We start from the raw sequence: 14,431 nt of genomic DNA on the forward strand, positions 1-14,431 counted from the left end.
TTGATTTTGCATCTGCGATAAATCCGCCTTATATGGATAATTATGTTACCGACCCTTAGACAACTTCAGTACCTCAAGCTTCTGGCCCATCACCAAAGCTTCATGGCGGCTTCCGAAGCCGCCCATGTCTCGCAGCCTGCTTTGTCGTCAGGCATAGCTGAGCTTGAAAAAATTCTGGGCGCGCGGCTGGTGGACCGGGCGCGCGGAAAGGTCATCCTGACCAAGGTCGGCGAAGAGACCCTTAAACGCGCCGAGGATATTCTGGCGCGAGCCGAAGATTTGGTCGAGGCAGCCCAGGCGGCCAATCACCCACTGTCGGGCCGGTTCCGATTGGGGGTGATACCCACGGTAGCGCCCTATCTGCTGCCCAAGGCACTGGTGTCTTTGCGCAAAGAATTTCCGCAGTTGAAGCTGTTCCTGCGCGAAGACCAGACGGCTCGGCTTATTACGGCCCTCAAAAGCGGTTCGCTCGATGCAGCCATTATCGCCTTGCCCTACGATTTGGGCGGGCTTGATCATGCGTTTATTTGCAGGGACGCCATTTTGGCGGCCATGCCGAGCGATCACCCCTTGGCGCGTGGTGCCAGCATTTCACCGGATGATCTTAAAAGCGAGGAGTTGATCCTGCTGGAGGATGGTCACTGCCTGCGCGATCATGCTTTGGGTGCCTGTCAGTGGAGCGGCGGCAGTAATGTCGATATGACCGGCCCGCAGACCCTGGCCGGGGGTTTTGCCGCGACATCCCTCAATACGCTGGTGCAGATGGTGGGCTCCGGTCTTGGCGTGTCGCTCCTGCCGGCCATGGCGGTTGAGGCCGGCCTTGCCGGTGGCAGCGAAGTCTCGATCCGGCCCTTGTCATCCGATAAGGCGTTCCGCGATATCGTCGTCATCTGGCGCGCCGGGTCATCGCGCGCCGCCGAAGCGCGGTTGCTGGCCAAGACCTTGCAAGCGTGATGAAATTTTGTTATAACTTTTGTTATAACGAGGTGTGTCATGGAACTCAAAATTACGAAAATTGGAAACTCTCTGGGGGTTATTCTGCCCAAAGAAGTCGCTGGGCACCTTAAGGTCGATAAGGGCGACAGCCTGTGGTTAAATGAATCTCCGGCAGGTTATACCTTAACGCCTTACGATCCCGAATTTAGCGTCCAAATGGATGCCGCCCGCGCTATTATGAAAAAGCGCCGTAATGTGCTGCGGGAACTGGCTAAGTGAGCGAATATCGCTGGCTCAGGGAAGATACGCTCTTAGCCATTCATGACGAACAACTTGCCGAACATGGCGGGCTGTCAGGGATTCGTGATCTGAAGCTTTTGCAGTCGGCAGTGGCGCGTCCGCAGCAGATCATGCATTATGGGCAGCCCGATATTGCCGAATTGGCAGCGGCCTATGGTTATGGCATATCGCGCAATCATCCCTTTCTGGATGGTAATAAGCGCACAGCTTTCGTGTCGGTCGAACTCTTTCTGCTTTTAAATGGTTTTGAGCTAACGGCAGATGATGCTGTCTGTGTGCTGACTATGCTGAATGTTGCGAGCGGTGATATTACCGAGGCTGATTTTGCAGACTGGATCAGGGTGCATCTCAGGCAAGCTTAGCTTTTTAAACAAACCCCTACATTTTTCCATCATTTGCGACTATATAGCCGCCTATGACGCGCCCGTTTCTAAAGATGAATGGCCTTGGCAATGATTTCGTTGTCATTGATGCCCGCGACGCTGGCTTTGCACCGCGCACGGAAGATATCCGCGCGTGGGGTGACCGTGCGTCCGGCATTGGCTTTGACCAGTTGATCGCCATCGAAGGGTCTGAGACCGGCGATGCCTTCATGCGGGTGTGGAATTCCGATGGCGGTACGGTCGAGACCTGCGGCAATGCTCTGCGCTGTGTTGGCTGGGTGCTGGATAAGGCGAGCGATAGCGGCGAACTGACCATCGATACTCTGGGCGGACCAACGACGGCCAAGGTGCTGGAGGCGGATGCCCGCACCGGCATGGTCAGCGTCGATATGGGTAAGCCGCGGCTGGACTGGGCTCAAATCCCCTTAGGCGAAGAGATGGATACGCTTAGGTTGGAATTACAAATCGGGCCGATCGACGCACCGCTCTATCACACGCCGGTCGCAGTCAGCATGGGCAATCCGCATGTGGTATTTTTTGTCGATGATGTCATGGCGGTTGATGTTGAACGCTCGGGCAGCCTGATCGAGCATCACCCGCTGTTCCCCGAAGGCGTCAATGTCGAATTCGCGCAGGTGATAGATCGCAATACCATCCGTATGCGGGTGTGGGAACGTGGAGCCGGCATCACTAAGGCCTGTGGCACTGGTGCCTGTGCGACTTTGGTGGCGGCGGCGCGCCGTGGCCTGACAGAGCGGCACGGCAATGTCATCATGGACGGCGGGCCGCTGCATATCCTGTGGCGCGCATCGGATGATCATGTCATCATGACCGGCCCGGTTGAGGTTGAATTTGAGGGCCAGCTTGATGGCTGACACCCTGCATCCGCATCACCACGAACATGAGGCGCTGAATGAGACGCCCGACACGCCGGTAAATGTCGCGACCGGCGTAGAAGTCGTGACGTTCGGGTGTCGGCTTAATTCCTATGAATCCGAAGTGATCCGCAAAACCGCTGCAAGTGACGGTTTGGACGGCGCGATCATTTTTAACACCTGCGCCGTCACCAACGAAGCAGTCCGTCAGGCGCGTCAGGCTATTCGCCGCGCCCGTAAGGAAAACCCGGACGCCAAGTTGATTGTCACCGGCTGCGCGGCCCAGACCGATCCGGACACGTTCGCCAACATGCCGGAAGTCGATTACCTGATCGGCAATGGCGATAAGGCCAAATCGGGGTCTTACACCCTGACGCCCGACAGCGCGCGCATCGTCGTCAATGACATCTTTTCAGTAAAGGAAACGGCGGGGCATCTGATTGATGGCCTGAAAGATCGTGCCCGCGCCTATGTCGAGGTACAAAACGGCTGCGATCACCGCTGCACCTTCTGCATCATCCCCTATGGGCGTGGTAATTCACGATCAGCCGCCGCCGGCGATGTCGTCGGCCAAATTCAGCGACTGGTGGGGGAGGGTTATAACGAAGTCGTCCTCACCGGTGTCGACATGACTTCTTGGGGCGCGGATTTGCCCGGTACGCCGCAACTGGGCCATCTGGTGGCGCGTATCCTAAAGCATGTTCCGGAGCTTAAGCGGCTTCGCCTGTCGTCGATCGATGCCGCGGAAATTGACGATACCTTGCTTAAGGCCTTTGCTGAAGAGGAACGTCTGGCGCCCTATCTGCACCTTTCGTTGCAGCATGGTGACGACATGATCCTTAAGCGCATGAAGCGTCGTCATAGTCGTGCAGATAGTATTGCCTTGGTCGAAAAAATCCGGTTGGTGCGGCCCGACATTGCCTTCGGGGCCGATATGATCGCGGGCTTCCCGACCGAGACCGAAGAGCATTTTGCAGGTGCCCTGTCACTGGTTGACGCCTGTGACCTGAGTTTCCTGCACGTCTTTCCGTTCAGCCCGCGTCCGCAAACGCCCGCCGCCAAGATGCCCCAGCATCCGCGCCCGCTGATCAAGGCCCGCGCCGAACAACTCCGGGCCAAGGGGGCGCAAGCCCTGATCCGTCACCTTGATCGGCAAACAGATCGCGATGTCATAGCGGTGGTCGAAAAGCCCGGTTTTGCGCGCGCGCCTGATTTTACCGAAGTGACCTTTACGGGTGAGGCGACCGTCGGCGGGCTTGCACGATTGCGCATAACCGGCCATGACGGTAAACGCGCCCATGCTAAGCTTATTGGCGCTGAGCTTATTTAAGTCTGGATATTTATGAGCGACGATAAAAGCAAAAAAGGCGGCTGGCTGTCGCGGTTGACGCAAGGGCTGACCAAGACTTCGACTGAGATCAGCCAGCAAATCACGTCTGTTTTCACGCAAAAGCCGCTGGACGAAAAAGCGCTTGAAGACCTCGAAGATCTGCTGATCGAAAGCGATTTCGGCCCGCAGATCGCCGCCGATATTGCGCAAAAACTGTCGCAGCAAAAATTCAATGATCCCAAGGACACCGACGCCATCAAGGCGGCTTTGGCCGACGCCATTGCCGATGAGCTGAAAGGGCGTGAGGACACCTTTGATGCCCTGTCCGGCCCTAAGCCCTACATTGTCCTGTTTGTCGGGGTGAACGGTTCGGGCAAGACAACCACGCTCGGCAAAATTGCCGCAGACCTGACCTCCAAAGGGGCGCGGGTTCTGATCGTGGCGGGCGATACCTTCCGGGCAGCCGCGGTTGAGCAGCTTAAGGTCTGGGCTCAGCGGGCCGGTGCCGATTTCATGGGCCGTAAAACAGGTGCCGATGCGGCAGGGCTGGCCTATGACGCCTGCGTGCGGGCTAAGGATGAAGGCTATGATGTTGTCCTGATCGATACGGCGGGACGTCTGCAAAACAAGCAGCAGCTTATGGATGAACTGCTCAAAATCGTGCGGGTGATCAAGAAGGTCATCGACGGCGCGCCCCATGAGACGCTGCTGGTGCTGGACGCCACCGTCGGGCGCAATGCCCTGGCGCAGGAGCAGATTTTCGGCCGTCAGGCCTTTGTATCGGGCCTTGTGATGACCAAGCTTGACGGCACGGCGCGCGGTGGCATTCTGGTGCCGATCGCCAAGGCGTCGGATGCGCCCATCAAGCTGATTGGGGTGGGCGAAGATATTGATGATTTGCAGCCGTTCAAGGCGCGGGAGTTTGCCCGCTCCATGGTCGGCCTTGAGCCCTTGGGATAAGCCTATGTCTGAACCGCTGAAGCATAACGAAACGACGGAAATCGAACCCGTTATCACGCCGGTCGATGCGGACGCACCGGCACCTGTGGCGACCAACTGGGTCAAGATGGCAATCGATTTCGGGGCGCCCCTGATTTTCGCCGCCGTGTTTTTCACCACCAAGAATTTCATCTGGGCGACCGCCGTACTGGTCGCTGGATCGGCGATTGCGCTGATAGCCGGGTTTGTGCTGGAAAAACGGCTGGCGATCATGCCGCTGATTGCCGGTGTGGCGGCCATTATCTTCGGTGGGCTGACGATCTATCTTAAGGATGAGAGTTTTATCAAGATCAAGCTGACCATTCTCAATGCGTTGTTTGGCGCGGTGCTGATCGGCGGACTGGTGATGAAAAAGCAGCCGCTTAAAGCCTTACTGGGTGAGACGCTGAAACTGAAAGAAGCCGCATGGGGTAAGCTTACGCTCTATTACGCCCTGTTCTTTTTTGTGGTCGCCATCGCCAATGAGATCATCTGGCGCACTCAATCCAATGATTTCTGGGTGGTGTGGAAAGCCTCGCTGTTTTTTGTCACCATCGGCTTTTCACTGGCGCTAACGCCGTTCCTGATGAAAAATATGGTCGGAATAGATAAGGAATAGGGCCGGTTGTCCGTGTGCGGATGGTAATGTCGTAATTTTGATATATAATGCTGCTTAGATACCTCCATGATTGGTTTCGTGGTGGGGAATCTATGAAAAAGCATAAGGTTAAGCGCGTAATGTCCGCGAAAAGCGTTCTCGAAGATTCGCCGTCCCATCTCCTGCACCGGGTTTTGCAGATTGCCCTAGATATCTATGGTTCGGAAACCGGCGGCAGCGCTCTGACCCAGCGTCAATATGCTCTGCTAAAGGCTTTGGACGGTTCTGACGGGTTGACGCAGACCGATCTGGTGAGGGCCACCGGCATTGACCGCTCGACACTGGCCGATATGGTGGCGCGGATGATTACCAAGGGACTGCTGGCGCGTGAAAAGTCCGCCCTTGATGCCCGTGCCAATCTGGTGCGGCTGGCTGATGACGGGGTGGCCGCGCTGGCCGATATGACGCCCAAGGTTCTGGCTGCCGATGAGAAGATCCTGTCGCTGCTGGCCCCGCCGAAGCGTGAGAGCTTTGTCAAATTGCTGCGCAAAATCACCTCAGCGCGTGAGACGGAACTCAGTGCGCCTGCGCCGTTGAGTGATGAGGAAAAGCTGGCCCTGAAAGCGGCCAAAAAGGCGGCTAAGGCCGATAAGCCTAAAAAAGACAAGAAGCCTAAAAAAGACGGCAAGAAGGCGAAAAAAGCCGACGAAAAACTGCCGTTTCCACCGCTCAGCGAAGGCGCTGATATGACCCAAGCTGAAGCGCCGGAGCTGGTCAAAGAGCCGGAAGTCTAGAGCGATATGCCGAACTTCGTTTCGGCTAAAATATCGCGACCAATCAAGCATTTAGACGATAATATTCAAAAGTGAACCGGGACGCAAAGGCGTCAGGTTTTCAGCGCCTGCATTGATGGCGACATCTGCGGCTTTGAAAGTTGCCGGTGTCACGGCGGGCTGCACCTGTGTGCGCGATGGTGCGACGGTAGCCAAAGGGCTTGGCTGAATGTTGGCCGCCGGTTGTGCGGTCGTATTACCCAGCGCTTTCTGGAAAAAGGCCCGCTGGGCATTAAGGCGCGCGGTCTCGGCACTCACGGGTGACGCAGACGTTGGGCTCGCATTGGGGCGGGCGCGCAAAGCCTCAGCAAGAGACGGGCGAATCGGGGTGGCCATAACCGCAAACCTACATGAAAATCAGTGGTTATATGGTTAATAAACCGTCTCATAAAACTTTGCCACCCGAAAGGACTTCGGGTGGCAAAAGATTTGTACGGTGGTTGTGGGCTATTGCAGATTGACGAACAAACCGCCGTCTACCAGCAGGGACGCACCCGTGACATAGCCTGCCAGATCGGACGCCAGAAACACCGCAGGCCCCGCCATGTCTTCGGGTTGGCCCAGACGGCCGAGGCAGGTGCGGCTCTCCATGTAGCTGCGCTTGGCGTCGTCGGCCAGATCGTCCTTATTGATGTCAGTCAGGATGGTGCCGGGCAGTAGTGCGTTGCAGCGAATGCCGTGCTTGCCCAGGGCAATAGCGGTCGATTGCATCAGCGACAGGACGCCCGCCTTGGTGGGGGTGTAGTGGGTCTGGAACTCACCGCCGACAAGGGCAGAGATCGAGGATACGGCGATCAGTGTACCCCCATTTCCCTGCTTGACCATCTGGTTAGCGGCGGCCTGAGACATATACCAGGCGCCGTGCAGATTGACGCGCAGGGTGCGCTCCAGCACCTCCTGCGGCATATCAAGGAACGCATGGAACGGGCAGATACCCGCGTTCGACACAAAGCTGTCGATCTTGCCGAAGTGATCCACACCGGCCTGAATAAAGTCCTTGGCCGATTGCGGATCGGAGACGTCGCCCTTAAGCGCAAAGGCCTCACCGCCCGCGGCCTTGATTTCAGCGACCGTGGCCGAGGCTGCGGCATCGTCACCGGCATAGTTGATACCGATTTTAGCGCCATGCTTCGCGGCACCGACGGCGATGCCTCGACCGATCCCTTTTGAGGCGCCGGTGATCAGCATGACTTTGTTTTCAAGCAGCATTTTATCTCTCTTCGTTGTCTCAACCGTCCCAGGCTCTGAAACGTCCTGTTGTCCCTGTCTCATTGGCATCGGGGATTTTCGCCCTTATGCCCTCACTCTTTAGTTAGTCATCCTGAGTTAGCCGATCACCTATGGTCTTTGCACATAGACGCATCGCCTCACTCAAAACCTCCATCCGCGCCGTACTTACCGGCAGGGCGAACCGGCATAGCTCAAGTGTCGCCACCTGAGCCCCGCCGGACATGACAGCGGCACTTAAGCCCGGCTCTGGCCGCAACGCTTGCAGACGCGGGCCAAGGGCATAACCGCTACGCGGCACGGTCACCAGATAGTCGCGCTCCACCAGGGCTGAGGCCAGCCGGTAGGTCGTTGAGCGCGTCAGCCCCAGATCATTTGACAGTGCATTAAGCGACGAAGCCCCACGGCTCACGGCTTCGATAATGTTCAGGCCCCGGATAAGAGTCTGACTGCCCGTGATTGGTTTTGCGTCGGCCTTGTCCTCACTGCGCATTATCATTTTCGAGATTGACGTTTTTTGCTCTGTAATATAGTCATTCAAGTCATATATTGGAACTAAAAGATTGACAAGCGTGGAAATGAGCATAATTGCTCAAATTTACGAATTTCCAATCATTCCAAAGCAGGCCAAGGACGACACTCATGACATTCCCGAAGATTAAGCAGGTTCGCGCCTATGTGATTAAGGGCGGCGAAGGCGGCGGGGGCGCGGATTATCACGATCAGGGCGAAGGCCACTGGATCGACAATCATATTGCGACGTCGATGGGGCGTTATCCTGAATATCGCCAGTCGCGCAAAAGCTTTGGTATCAACGTACTGGGCACTCTGGTCGTTGAAATCGAAGCCGATGACGGCACGATTGGTTTTGCGGTGACGACGGGTGGCGAGCCCGCCTGTTATATGGTCGAAAAGCACTTCGCGCGCTTCCTCGAAGGCCGCAACCCGTTTGAATATGAGCGCATCTGGGACCAGATGTATTTCGGTTCGCAATATTATGGCCGTAAGGGCCTGGTCGTGAACGCCATCTCCGGCGTCGATCTGGCCCTGTGGGGACCTGATGGGTAAGCTGCGTGGCGAGCCGGTCTATCACATGCTGGGTGGTGCGGTGCGTGACGAACTGCAATTCTATGCCACGGGCGCACGCCCCGATTTGGCCAAGGAAATGGGCTTCATCGGCGGTAAGATGCCGCTCTATCATGGCCCAATCGAAGGCGATGAAGGTCTCAAGAAAAACGTCGAACTGGTCGCGGATATGCGCTCAAAAGTCGGCGATGATTTCTGGCTGATGTACGACTGCTGGATGGCGCTCGATGTTAATTATGCCACCCGTCTGGCCCATAAGTGCCATGAGTATGGCCTGAAGTGGATCGAAGAAGCCATTAACCCGGACGATTACTGGGGCTATCAGCAACTCAAGAAAAACGTGCCGCAAGGTATGCTGGTGACGACCGGTGAGCATGAAAGCACCCGTTGGGGCTTTAAGATGCTGATGGACATGGGCTGCTGCGATATCATTCAGCCGGATGTCGGCTGGTGCGGCGGCGTGACCGAACTGCTTAAGATTTCGGCGCTGGCCGATGCCAATGGCACGCTTGTGGTCCCGCATGGCTCATCGGTCTACAGCTATCACTTCGTCATCACCCGTCATAACTCGCCGTTTGCCGAATTCCTGATGATGGCCCCCAAGGCCGATCATGTCGCCCCGATGTTCCATCCGCAATTGCTGGGTGAGCCGGTGCCGGAAAACGGCCGCCTGAAAGTTACGGCGCTGGATAAGCCGGGCTTTGGGGTTGAACTGAACCCCGAAGTGAAGCTTTATCGCCCTTATGAGCACTGATGCCTCACCCCAAAATGCTTTAGCGTTTTGGGGTGGATTATTATTTTAAGGATAACTCTATGAAACTCGTCCGTTTTGGCCCCAAGGGCCAGGAAAAGCCCGGTGTTGTTGATGCCGAGGGTAATCTGCGCGATTTGTCGTCGGTTGTGGCCGACATCACCTCCGAAGAGGTGCGCCTGTCGAAACTGGCGGGCCTGAAGGCCGCTGATGTCGCCGCTCTGCCGGTGGTAGACGGCGATGTTCGCTACGGCGTGCCGGTCAAGAATATCGGTAAGATCATCGCGGTCGGCCTGAACTATGCTGACCATGCTGCGGAATCCAACCTGCCGGTGCCGCCTGAGCCGATCTTCTTCACCAAGGCGATTACCTCGCTCTGTGGTGCCAACGACGATGTCATGAAGCCGCGTGATGCCACCAAGATGGACTGGGAAGTCGAGCTTGGTATCATCATCGGTAAGACCTGCCGTTATGTCGAACAATCTGAAGCCCTCAACCACGTCGCCGGCTATGTGCTGGTCAACGACGTGTCCGAGCGTGCCTTCCAGAAAGAGCGCGGCACCCAATGGGTCAAGGGCAAGGGCTGCGATACGTTTTGTCCGACCGGCCCGTGGCTGGTGACCGCTGACGAAGTCGGCAACCCGCAGGAACTGGGCATGTTCCTTGATGTCAACGGCGTGCGCATGCAAACCGGCAATACCCGCACCATGATTTTCCCGGTCGCGGAAGCCATTGCCTATATTTCGCGCTTCATCACCCTGCAACCGGGCGATCTGGTCATCACCGGCACGCCTCCGGGCGTGGGCGAAGGCAAGAAGCCTGACCCGATCTATCTCAATGTTGGCGATAAGATGCACCTCGGCGTCTCAAAGCTGGGTGAGCAGCGCCAGACGGTCGTGGCGTTCTCGCTCGAAGGCCAAGAGATTATAGGTTAAGGAGATCATTGGTTAATGACATACGCTAATCGTTACGAAGGCCGTTGCGCGGTCATCACCGGCGGCGCGGGTGGTCTGGGTAAGGCTGCTGCCGTTCGCATTATTGCCGAAGGTGGCAAGGTCGTCCTGTGGGATCTGAATGCGCAAGTTCTGGAAAAAACCGCTACTGAAATCGGCGCGTCCGGTTTCGTAGCATTGGATGTCTCAAAGCTTGAGGAAGTCTCCGCGGCGGCCAAAACATCTGCTGAAATTTTGGGCAAGATCGATATCCTGATCGCCTCGGCAGGCATCACTGGCGCTACGGTGCCGGTGTGGGAATTCCCGGTCGATAGCTGGCTCAAGGTCATGGATATCAACCTCAATGGCTTGTTCTACTGCAACCGTGAGATCATCCCGTACATGCTGCAAAACGGCTATGGTCGGATCGTCAATGTGGCTTCGGTCGCCGGTAAGGAAGGAAATCCCAACGCTTCGGCCTATTCGGCCTCCAAGGCCGGCGTGATTGGTTTCACCAAGTCTCTGGGTAAGGAATTGGCGGGCAAGAGCGTGATCGTCAATGCGTTGACACCGGCGACGTTTGAATCGCCGATCCTGGCGCAATTGCCGCAGTCTCAGGTCGATTACATGCGTTCAAAAATCCCTATGGGACGCTTGGGCATTGTCGATGAGTCAGCAGCGATGGTGACGTTTATGGCCTCGGAAGAGTGTTCCTTCACCACGGCGTCGGTGTTCGATACGTCGGGAGGTAGAACGACCTACTAGGTCGTTCTTCTCCCTCCGTTTCGTGGTTGTCCTACCGCTTCGCTGCTTGAGGGCATGGGCGGCCGAACGGAGCTTTTAAATCCTCCTCCCCTGCAAAGCGGGGGAGGAGATAAATAAATGGGGAAACGTGCATGAAACTGCCCTTCGTAGATGCTCATATCCACCTGTGGGATCTGGATAAACTGCGTTACGACTGGCTGTCCCCCCCGTTTGACGATACCGGCGTCAATGGCTCGACCGAAGCGATTGCCCAGACCTATTTGCCCGCGGACTATCTGGCAGATGCCACGGGTTTTGATGTCCGGGGCACGGTTCATGTCGATGCCGGAGCGCGTGCCGATCAGGCGCTGAATGAGACGCAGTGGTTGCAAGGCTTGTCCGATTCTGAGGGCCTGCCGACCGCATTGGTCGCCTTTGCGGGTTTGAATGACCCCAATGTCGACGCCTTGTTGGAGGCCCATGCCGTCCATAAATCCGTGCGCGGCATCCGTCATATCCTTAACTGGCATCCGGACGCTTTTTTCAGCTATACCCCCGCCAATTGGCTCGATGATCCGCAGTGGCAGGCGGGCTATGCCAAACTGGCCAAATATGGCCTGTCGTTTGATCTGCAAATCTATGCCAACCAGATGGCGCAGGCCGCCGAGCTTGCCGCCAAACATCCTGATATTCCGGTCATGCTCAACCACGCCGGTATGCCGGTAAAAGACGGCGTCGACCACATGGTCCGCTGGGAAGCCGGTATTAAATTGCTGGCCGCACAGCCCCATGTCTGGGCCAAGATTTCGGGGATGGGCTTTGTCGAACGCACCTGGACGACGGCGTCGATCCGCCCGATCGTGCTCAAAGCTATCGAGATTTTCGGCACGGATCGCGTCATGTTCGCCTCGGACGTGCCGACGGATAAACTGTTTTCCGACTACGCCACCATCATCAATGCCTTTGATGAGATTACCCGCGATTTTTCGGACGATGAGCGCCGGGATATGTTTGGCCGCAATGCCAACCGCGCTTATCGCCTGAATCTTGATCTTTAAACCATTAGCCAGAGCTCTTAAGGGCCGGATGATAACCGGGAGATAATGCACATGAACCCAAGGGAGACTTAAGTGCCAAATCCGATTTTAGGCGTACTGTTTCACTGGATCGGCGGCTTTGCCTCGGCCAGTTTTTATGTTCCGTACCGGCGCGTGCGCGGCTGGTCGTGGGAAATCTACTGGCTGATCGGCGGCCTGTTTAGCTGGGTATTTGCCCCGTGGATTTTCGCGTCGCTGCAAACCAAAGACCTGCTCGGCGTGCTGTCAGCCGCGCCCGCTGATATCTGGGGCCTGTGCGTGATGTTTGGCCTGTTGTGGGGCATGGGCGGGCTGACTTACGGCCTGACCATGCGCTATTTGGGCTTAGGCTTGGGCACGGCCATCGCCCTGTCGCTGTGTGCGTTTTTCGGCACCCTGATGCCGCCCATAGTGGACGGTAGCTTCTTTACCGAGATCCTGCCGACCACACACGGGCAGATCGTGCTGTTTGGCCTGTTCCTCTGTCTGGCCGGGATCTGTGTTATCGGCATGGGCGGGGCCAGCAAAAACAACGACCTTACCGAAGAAAAACGCCGTGAAGTGCTGAAAGAATTTGACCTGAAAAAAGGCATCTGGGTCGCGGTCTTTTGCGGCCTGATGTCGTCGTGTTTTGCCTATGGTCTGGCGTCGGGTGCGCCGGTGCAGAAACTGTCGGCGGCGGCAGGTACTGATCCGCTATTTGTCGGCTTGCCGGTGCTATGCATGGTTTTGCTGGGCGGGGCGCTGACCAATATCGTCTGGTGTGGTTATCTGATCCTCAAGAACAAGACCGCCGGTGAAGTCACCCAAACCCATGTGCGTGAAGATGGCACGCGGCCCAAGATAGGCCTGAACTATCTTCTGTGTGCGCTAGCGGGGACGACCTGGTATTTCCAGTTCTTCTTCTACACCATGGGCGAAAGCCAGATGGGGTCTTATGGCTTCTCAAGCTGGACCCTGCACATGGCCTCAATCATCATCTTTTCCAGCCTGTGGGGCTTTGCCCTTAAGGAATGGAAGGGCTCCAGCCGTAAGACCCTGACCTATGTGTTTGCGGGCTTGCTGCTGCTGATCGCCTCGACCGTCGTTATCGGTTACGGTAACTATATCGGCGGTGCGGGCGGCGGCCACTAATTTCACTGACGCAAGTTCTGGCGTCAGGTTTTACTCTCTGTTTTGCCCCCGCTCGTGTGGCGGGGGCATAAACCTGTTTGGAATAGACCTATGATTATCTCCGCCTCGACCGATTATCGTGAAGCCGCCCGGCGCAAGCTGCCTGCGTTTCTGTTCCACTATATCGACGGCGGGGCCTATGCTGAGCATACCCTGAAGCGCAATGTGTCGGATCTGGCCGACATCGCCCTGCGCCAGCGGGTGCTGAAGAACATGTCGGATCTTAGCCTTGAGACGACATTGTTCGGCAAAAAGCAGTCCCTGCCGATCGCGCTGGCCCCTGTGGGTCTGACCGGCATGTATGCCCGGCGGGGTGAGGTTCAGGCCGCCAAGGCCGCCTGCGCCAAGGGCATCCCGTTTACCCTGTCGACGGTCAGTGTCTGCCCGATCGAAGAGGTGCAGTCGCAATGTCCGTCTCCGATCTGGTTTCAGCTCTATGTGCTGAAGGATCGCGGCTTTATGAAAAACGCGCTTGAGCGGGCGCAGGCGGCGGGCATTGAGACTTTGGTGTTCACGGTCGATATGCCGACACCGGGGGCGCGCTACCGCGATGCCCATTCCGGTATGAGCGGCCCAAATGCCGAAATCCGCCGTCTGTGGCAGGCGGCGACCCATCCGTCCTGGGCCTTTGATGTCGGGCTGATGGGGCGCCCCCATGATCTGGGCAATATCTCAAAATATATGGGTAAGCCAACGGGATTGGCCGATTATATCGGCTGGCTGGGTAATAATTTCGATCCGTCGATTTCGTGGTCTGATCTGGAATGGATACGCGATTTCTGGAAAGGCCCCATGATCATCAAGGGTATCCTCGACCCCGAAGACGCCAAAGACGCGGTCAAATTCGGCGCGGACGGCATTGTGGTGTCGAACCACGGCGGACGTCAGCTTGATGGTGTTCTGTCGTCAGCGCGGGCCCTGCCGGCCATAGCGGACGCCGTTAAGGGCGGCCTGACCATACTGGCCGATTCCGGCATCCGCACCGGCCTCGATGTCGTGCGCATGATTGCCCTTGGGGCGGACGGCGTGTTACTGGGTCGTGCGTTTATCTATGCGCTGGCGGCCGCCGGTGGGGCGGGGGTTACGAACCTGCTCGACCTGTTCGAGAAAGAAATGCGGGTGGCGATGGTGCTGACCGGGGCGAAGTCAATTGCCGATATCACACCGGAGTTACTCACCAAGGCTTAAATGGGCTTATTAATAAACGTG

Annotated in this window: 16 protein-coding genes and 1 pseudogene; 14 read left to right on the forward strand and 3 right to left on the reverse strand. The window is 56.9% G+C overall.

Annotated features, from left to right (window positions below):
• Positions 1 to 42: 42 nt before the first annotated feature.
• From OVA03_RS13095 to OVA03_RS13130, 8 genes are all read left to right on the forward strand, one after another.
• The gene (locus tag OVA03_RS13095; RefSeq protein WP_267525304.1) at positions 43 to 954 is read left to right on the forward strand and encodes a hydrogen peroxide-inducible genes activator; all 912 of its coding nucleotides are present in this window, start codon (positions 43 to 45) and stop codon (positions 952 to 954) included.
• A 39-nt stretch (positions 955 to 993) separates the two neighbouring features.
• Positions 994 to 1,215 carry an AbrB/MazE/SpoVT family DNA-binding domain-containing protein gene (locus OVA03_RS13100; RefSeq protein ID WP_267525306.1) on the forward strand — a complete coding sequence of 74 codons (222 nt, stop codon included), beginning with the start codon at positions 994 to 996 and terminating at the stop codon, positions 1,213 to 1,215.
• Entirely contained in the window at positions 1,212 to 1,598 is a 387-nt protein-coding gene (locus OVA03_RS13105) for a type II toxin-antitoxin system death-on-curing family toxin (RefSeq protein WP_267525308.1), read from the forward strand. The genes OVA03_RS13100 and OVA03_RS13105 overlap by 4 nt, the downstream gene beginning before the upstream one ends.
• 53 nt (positions 1,599 to 1,651) lie before the next feature.
• Positions 1,652 to 2,494, forward strand: a complete 843-nt coding sequence (gene dapF / locus OVA03_RS13110; protein ID WP_267525310.1) for a diaminopimelate epimerase — start codon at positions 1,652 to 1,654, stop codon at positions 2,492 to 2,494.
• Positions 2,487 to 3,824, forward strand: a complete 1,338-nt coding sequence (gene mtaB / locus OVA03_RS13115; RefSeq protein WP_267525311.1) for a tRNA (N(6)-L-threonylcarbamoyladenosine(37)-C(2))-methylthiotransferase MtaB — start codon at positions 2,487 to 2,489, stop codon at positions 3,822 to 3,824. The genes dapF and mtaB overlap by 8 nt, the downstream gene beginning before the upstream one ends.
• A gap of 12 nt (positions 3,825 to 3,836) precedes the next feature.
• Positions 3,837 to 4,784 carry a signal recognition particle-docking protein FtsY gene (ftsY, locus tag OVA03_RS13120; protein WP_267525314.1) on the forward strand — a complete coding sequence of 316 codons (948 nt, stop codon included), beginning with the start codon at positions 3,837 to 3,839 and terminating at the stop codon, positions 4,782 to 4,784.
• Positions 4,785 to 4,788: 4 nt separating this feature from the next.
• Entirely contained in the window at positions 4,789 to 5,421 is a 633-nt protein-coding gene (locus OVA03_RS13125) for an inner membrane-spanning protein YciB (RefSeq protein WP_267525317.1), read from the forward strand.
• 119 nt (positions 5,422 to 5,540) lie between these two features.
• Complete coding sequence (locus tag OVA03_RS13130) at positions 5,541 to 6,194, forward strand: MarR family winged helix-turn-helix transcriptional regulator (RefSeq protein ID WP_267525319.1); 654 nt, start codon at positions 5,541 to 5,543, stop codon at positions 6,192 to 6,194.
• Between the two features lie 51 nt (positions 6,195 to 6,245).
• Here OVA03_RS13130 and OVA03_RS13135 read toward each other — a convergent pair whose 3' ends face one another.
• The 3 genes from OVA03_RS13135 to OVA03_RS13145 all read right to left on the reverse strand — a co-directional run bounded on the left by OVA03_RS13135 (position 6,246) and on the right by OVA03_RS13145 (position 7,953).
• Entirely contained in the window at positions 6,246 to 6,569 is a 324-nt protein-coding gene (locus OVA03_RS13135) for a hypothetical protein (RefSeq protein ID WP_267525322.1), read from the reverse strand.
• A 111-nt stretch (positions 6,570 to 6,680) separates the two neighbouring features.
• Positions 6,681 to 7,442 carry an SDR family NAD(P)-dependent oxidoreductase gene (locus tag OVA03_RS13140; protein ID WP_267525324.1) on the reverse strand — a complete coding sequence of 254 codons (762 nt, stop codon included), beginning with the start codon at positions 7,440 to 7,442 and terminating at the stop codon, positions 6,681 to 6,683.
• Between the two features lie 103 nt (positions 7,443 to 7,545).
• A complete protein-coding gene (locus OVA03_RS13145; RefSeq protein ID WP_267525326.1) occupies positions 7,546 to 7,953 on the reverse strand; it encodes a helix-turn-helix domain-containing protein in 408 nt (135 codons plus the stop codon).
• Positions 7,954 to 8,102: 149 nt separating this feature from the next.
• On the opposite strand from OVA03_RS13145, the pseudogene rhmD reads away from it, so the two are divergent.
• From rhmD to lldD, 6 genes and pseudogenes are all read left to right on the forward strand, one after another.
• Positions 8,103 to 9,300: pseudogene (gene rhmD, locus OVA03_RS13155) on the forward strand (L-rhamnonate dehydratase).
• Between the two features lie 59 nt (positions 9,301 to 9,359).
• Entirely contained in the window at positions 9,360 to 10,232 is an 873-nt protein-coding gene (locus tag OVA03_RS13160) for a fumarylacetoacetate hydrolase family protein (RefSeq protein WP_267525334.1), read from the forward strand.
• 15 nt (positions 10,233 to 10,247) lie between these two features.
• Entirely contained in the window at positions 10,248 to 10,994 is a 747-nt protein-coding gene (locus OVA03_RS13165; RefSeq protein WP_267525337.1) for an SDR family NAD(P)-dependent oxidoreductase, read from the forward strand.
• A gap of 131 nt (positions 10,995 to 11,125) precedes the next feature.
• Positions 11,126 to 12,031, forward strand: coding sequence for an amidohydrolase family protein (locus OVA03_RS13170; RefSeq protein WP_267525338.1), 906 nt, complete (start codon positions 11,126 to 11,128; stop codon positions 12,029 to 12,031).
• A gap of 72 nt (positions 12,032 to 12,103) precedes the next feature.
• On the forward strand, positions 12,104 to 13,183 hold the full coding sequence (rhaT, locus tag OVA03_RS13175; RefSeq protein ID WP_267525340.1) for an L-rhamnose/proton symporter RhaT: 1,080 nt from the start codon (positions 12,104 to 12,106) through the stop codon (positions 13,181 to 13,183).
• 90 nt (positions 13,184 to 13,273) lie between these two features.
• A complete protein-coding gene (lldD, locus tag OVA03_RS13180; RefSeq protein ID WP_267525342.1) occupies positions 13,274 to 14,410 on the forward strand; it encodes an FMN-dependent L-lactate dehydrogenase LldD in 1,137 nt (378 codons plus the stop codon).
• The last annotated feature ends 21 nt before the right edge of the window (positions 14,411 to 14,431 follow it).

It is taken from the genome of Asticcacaulis sp. SL142 (assembly GCF_026625745.1).
Lineage (GTDB): Bacteria > Pseudomonadota > Alphaproteobacteria > Caulobacterales > Caulobacteraceae > Asticcacaulis.

Coding starts and splice junctions, on each gene's coding strand:
- OVA03_RS13145 (WP_267525326.1), bottom strand. CDS start 7,953: ATGCGCAGTGAGGACAAGGCCGACGCAAAACCAATCACGGGCAGTCAG.
- OVA03_RS13095 (WP_267525304.1), top strand. CDS start 43: ATGTTACCGACCCTTAGACAACTTCAGTACCTCAAGCTTCTGGCCCAT.
- OVA03_RS13100 (WP_267525306.1), top strand. CDS start 994: ATGGAACTCAAAATTACGAAAATTGGAAACTCTCTGGGGGTTATTCTG.
- OVA03_RS13135 (WP_267525322.1), bottom strand. CDS start 6,569: ATGGCCACCCCGATTCGCCCGTCTCTTGCTGAGGCTTTGCGCGCCCGC.
- OVA03_RS13140 (WP_267525324.1), bottom strand. CDS start 7,442: ATGCTGCTTGAAAACAAAGTCATGCTGATCACCGGCGCCTCAAAAGGG.
- OVA03_RS13130 (WP_267525319.1), top strand. CDS start 5,541: ATGTCCGCGAAAAGCGTTCTCGAAGATTCGCCGTCCCATCTCCTGCAC.
- OVA03_RS13170 (WP_267525338.1), top strand. CDS start 11,126: ATGAAACTGCCCTTCGTAGATGCTCATATCCACCTGTGGGATCTGGAT.
- dapF (WP_267525310.1), top strand. CDS start 1,652: ATGACGCGCCCGTTTCTAAAGATGAATGGCCTTGGCAATGATTTCGTT.
- OVA03_RS13125 (WP_267525317.1), top strand. CDS start 4,789: ATGTCTGAACCGCTGAAGCATAACGAAACGACGGAAATCGAACCCGTT.
- lldD (WP_267525342.1), top strand. CDS start 13,274: ATGATTATCTCCGCCTCGACCGATTATCGTGAAGCCGCCCGGCGCAAG.
- mtaB (WP_267525311.1), top strand. CDS start 2,487: ATGGCTGACACCCTGCATCCGCATCACCACGAACATGAGGCGCTGAAT.
- OVA03_RS13160 (WP_267525334.1), top strand. CDS start 9,360: ATGAAACTCGTCCGTTTTGGCCCCAAGGGCCAGGAAAAGCCCGGTGTT.
- OVA03_RS13165 (WP_267525337.1), top strand. CDS start 10,248: ATGACATACGCTAATCGTTACGAAGGCCGTTGCGCGGTCATCACCGGC.
- ftsY (WP_267525314.1), top strand. CDS start 3,837: ATGAGCGACGATAAAAGCAAAAAAGGCGGCTGGCTGTCGCGGTTGACG.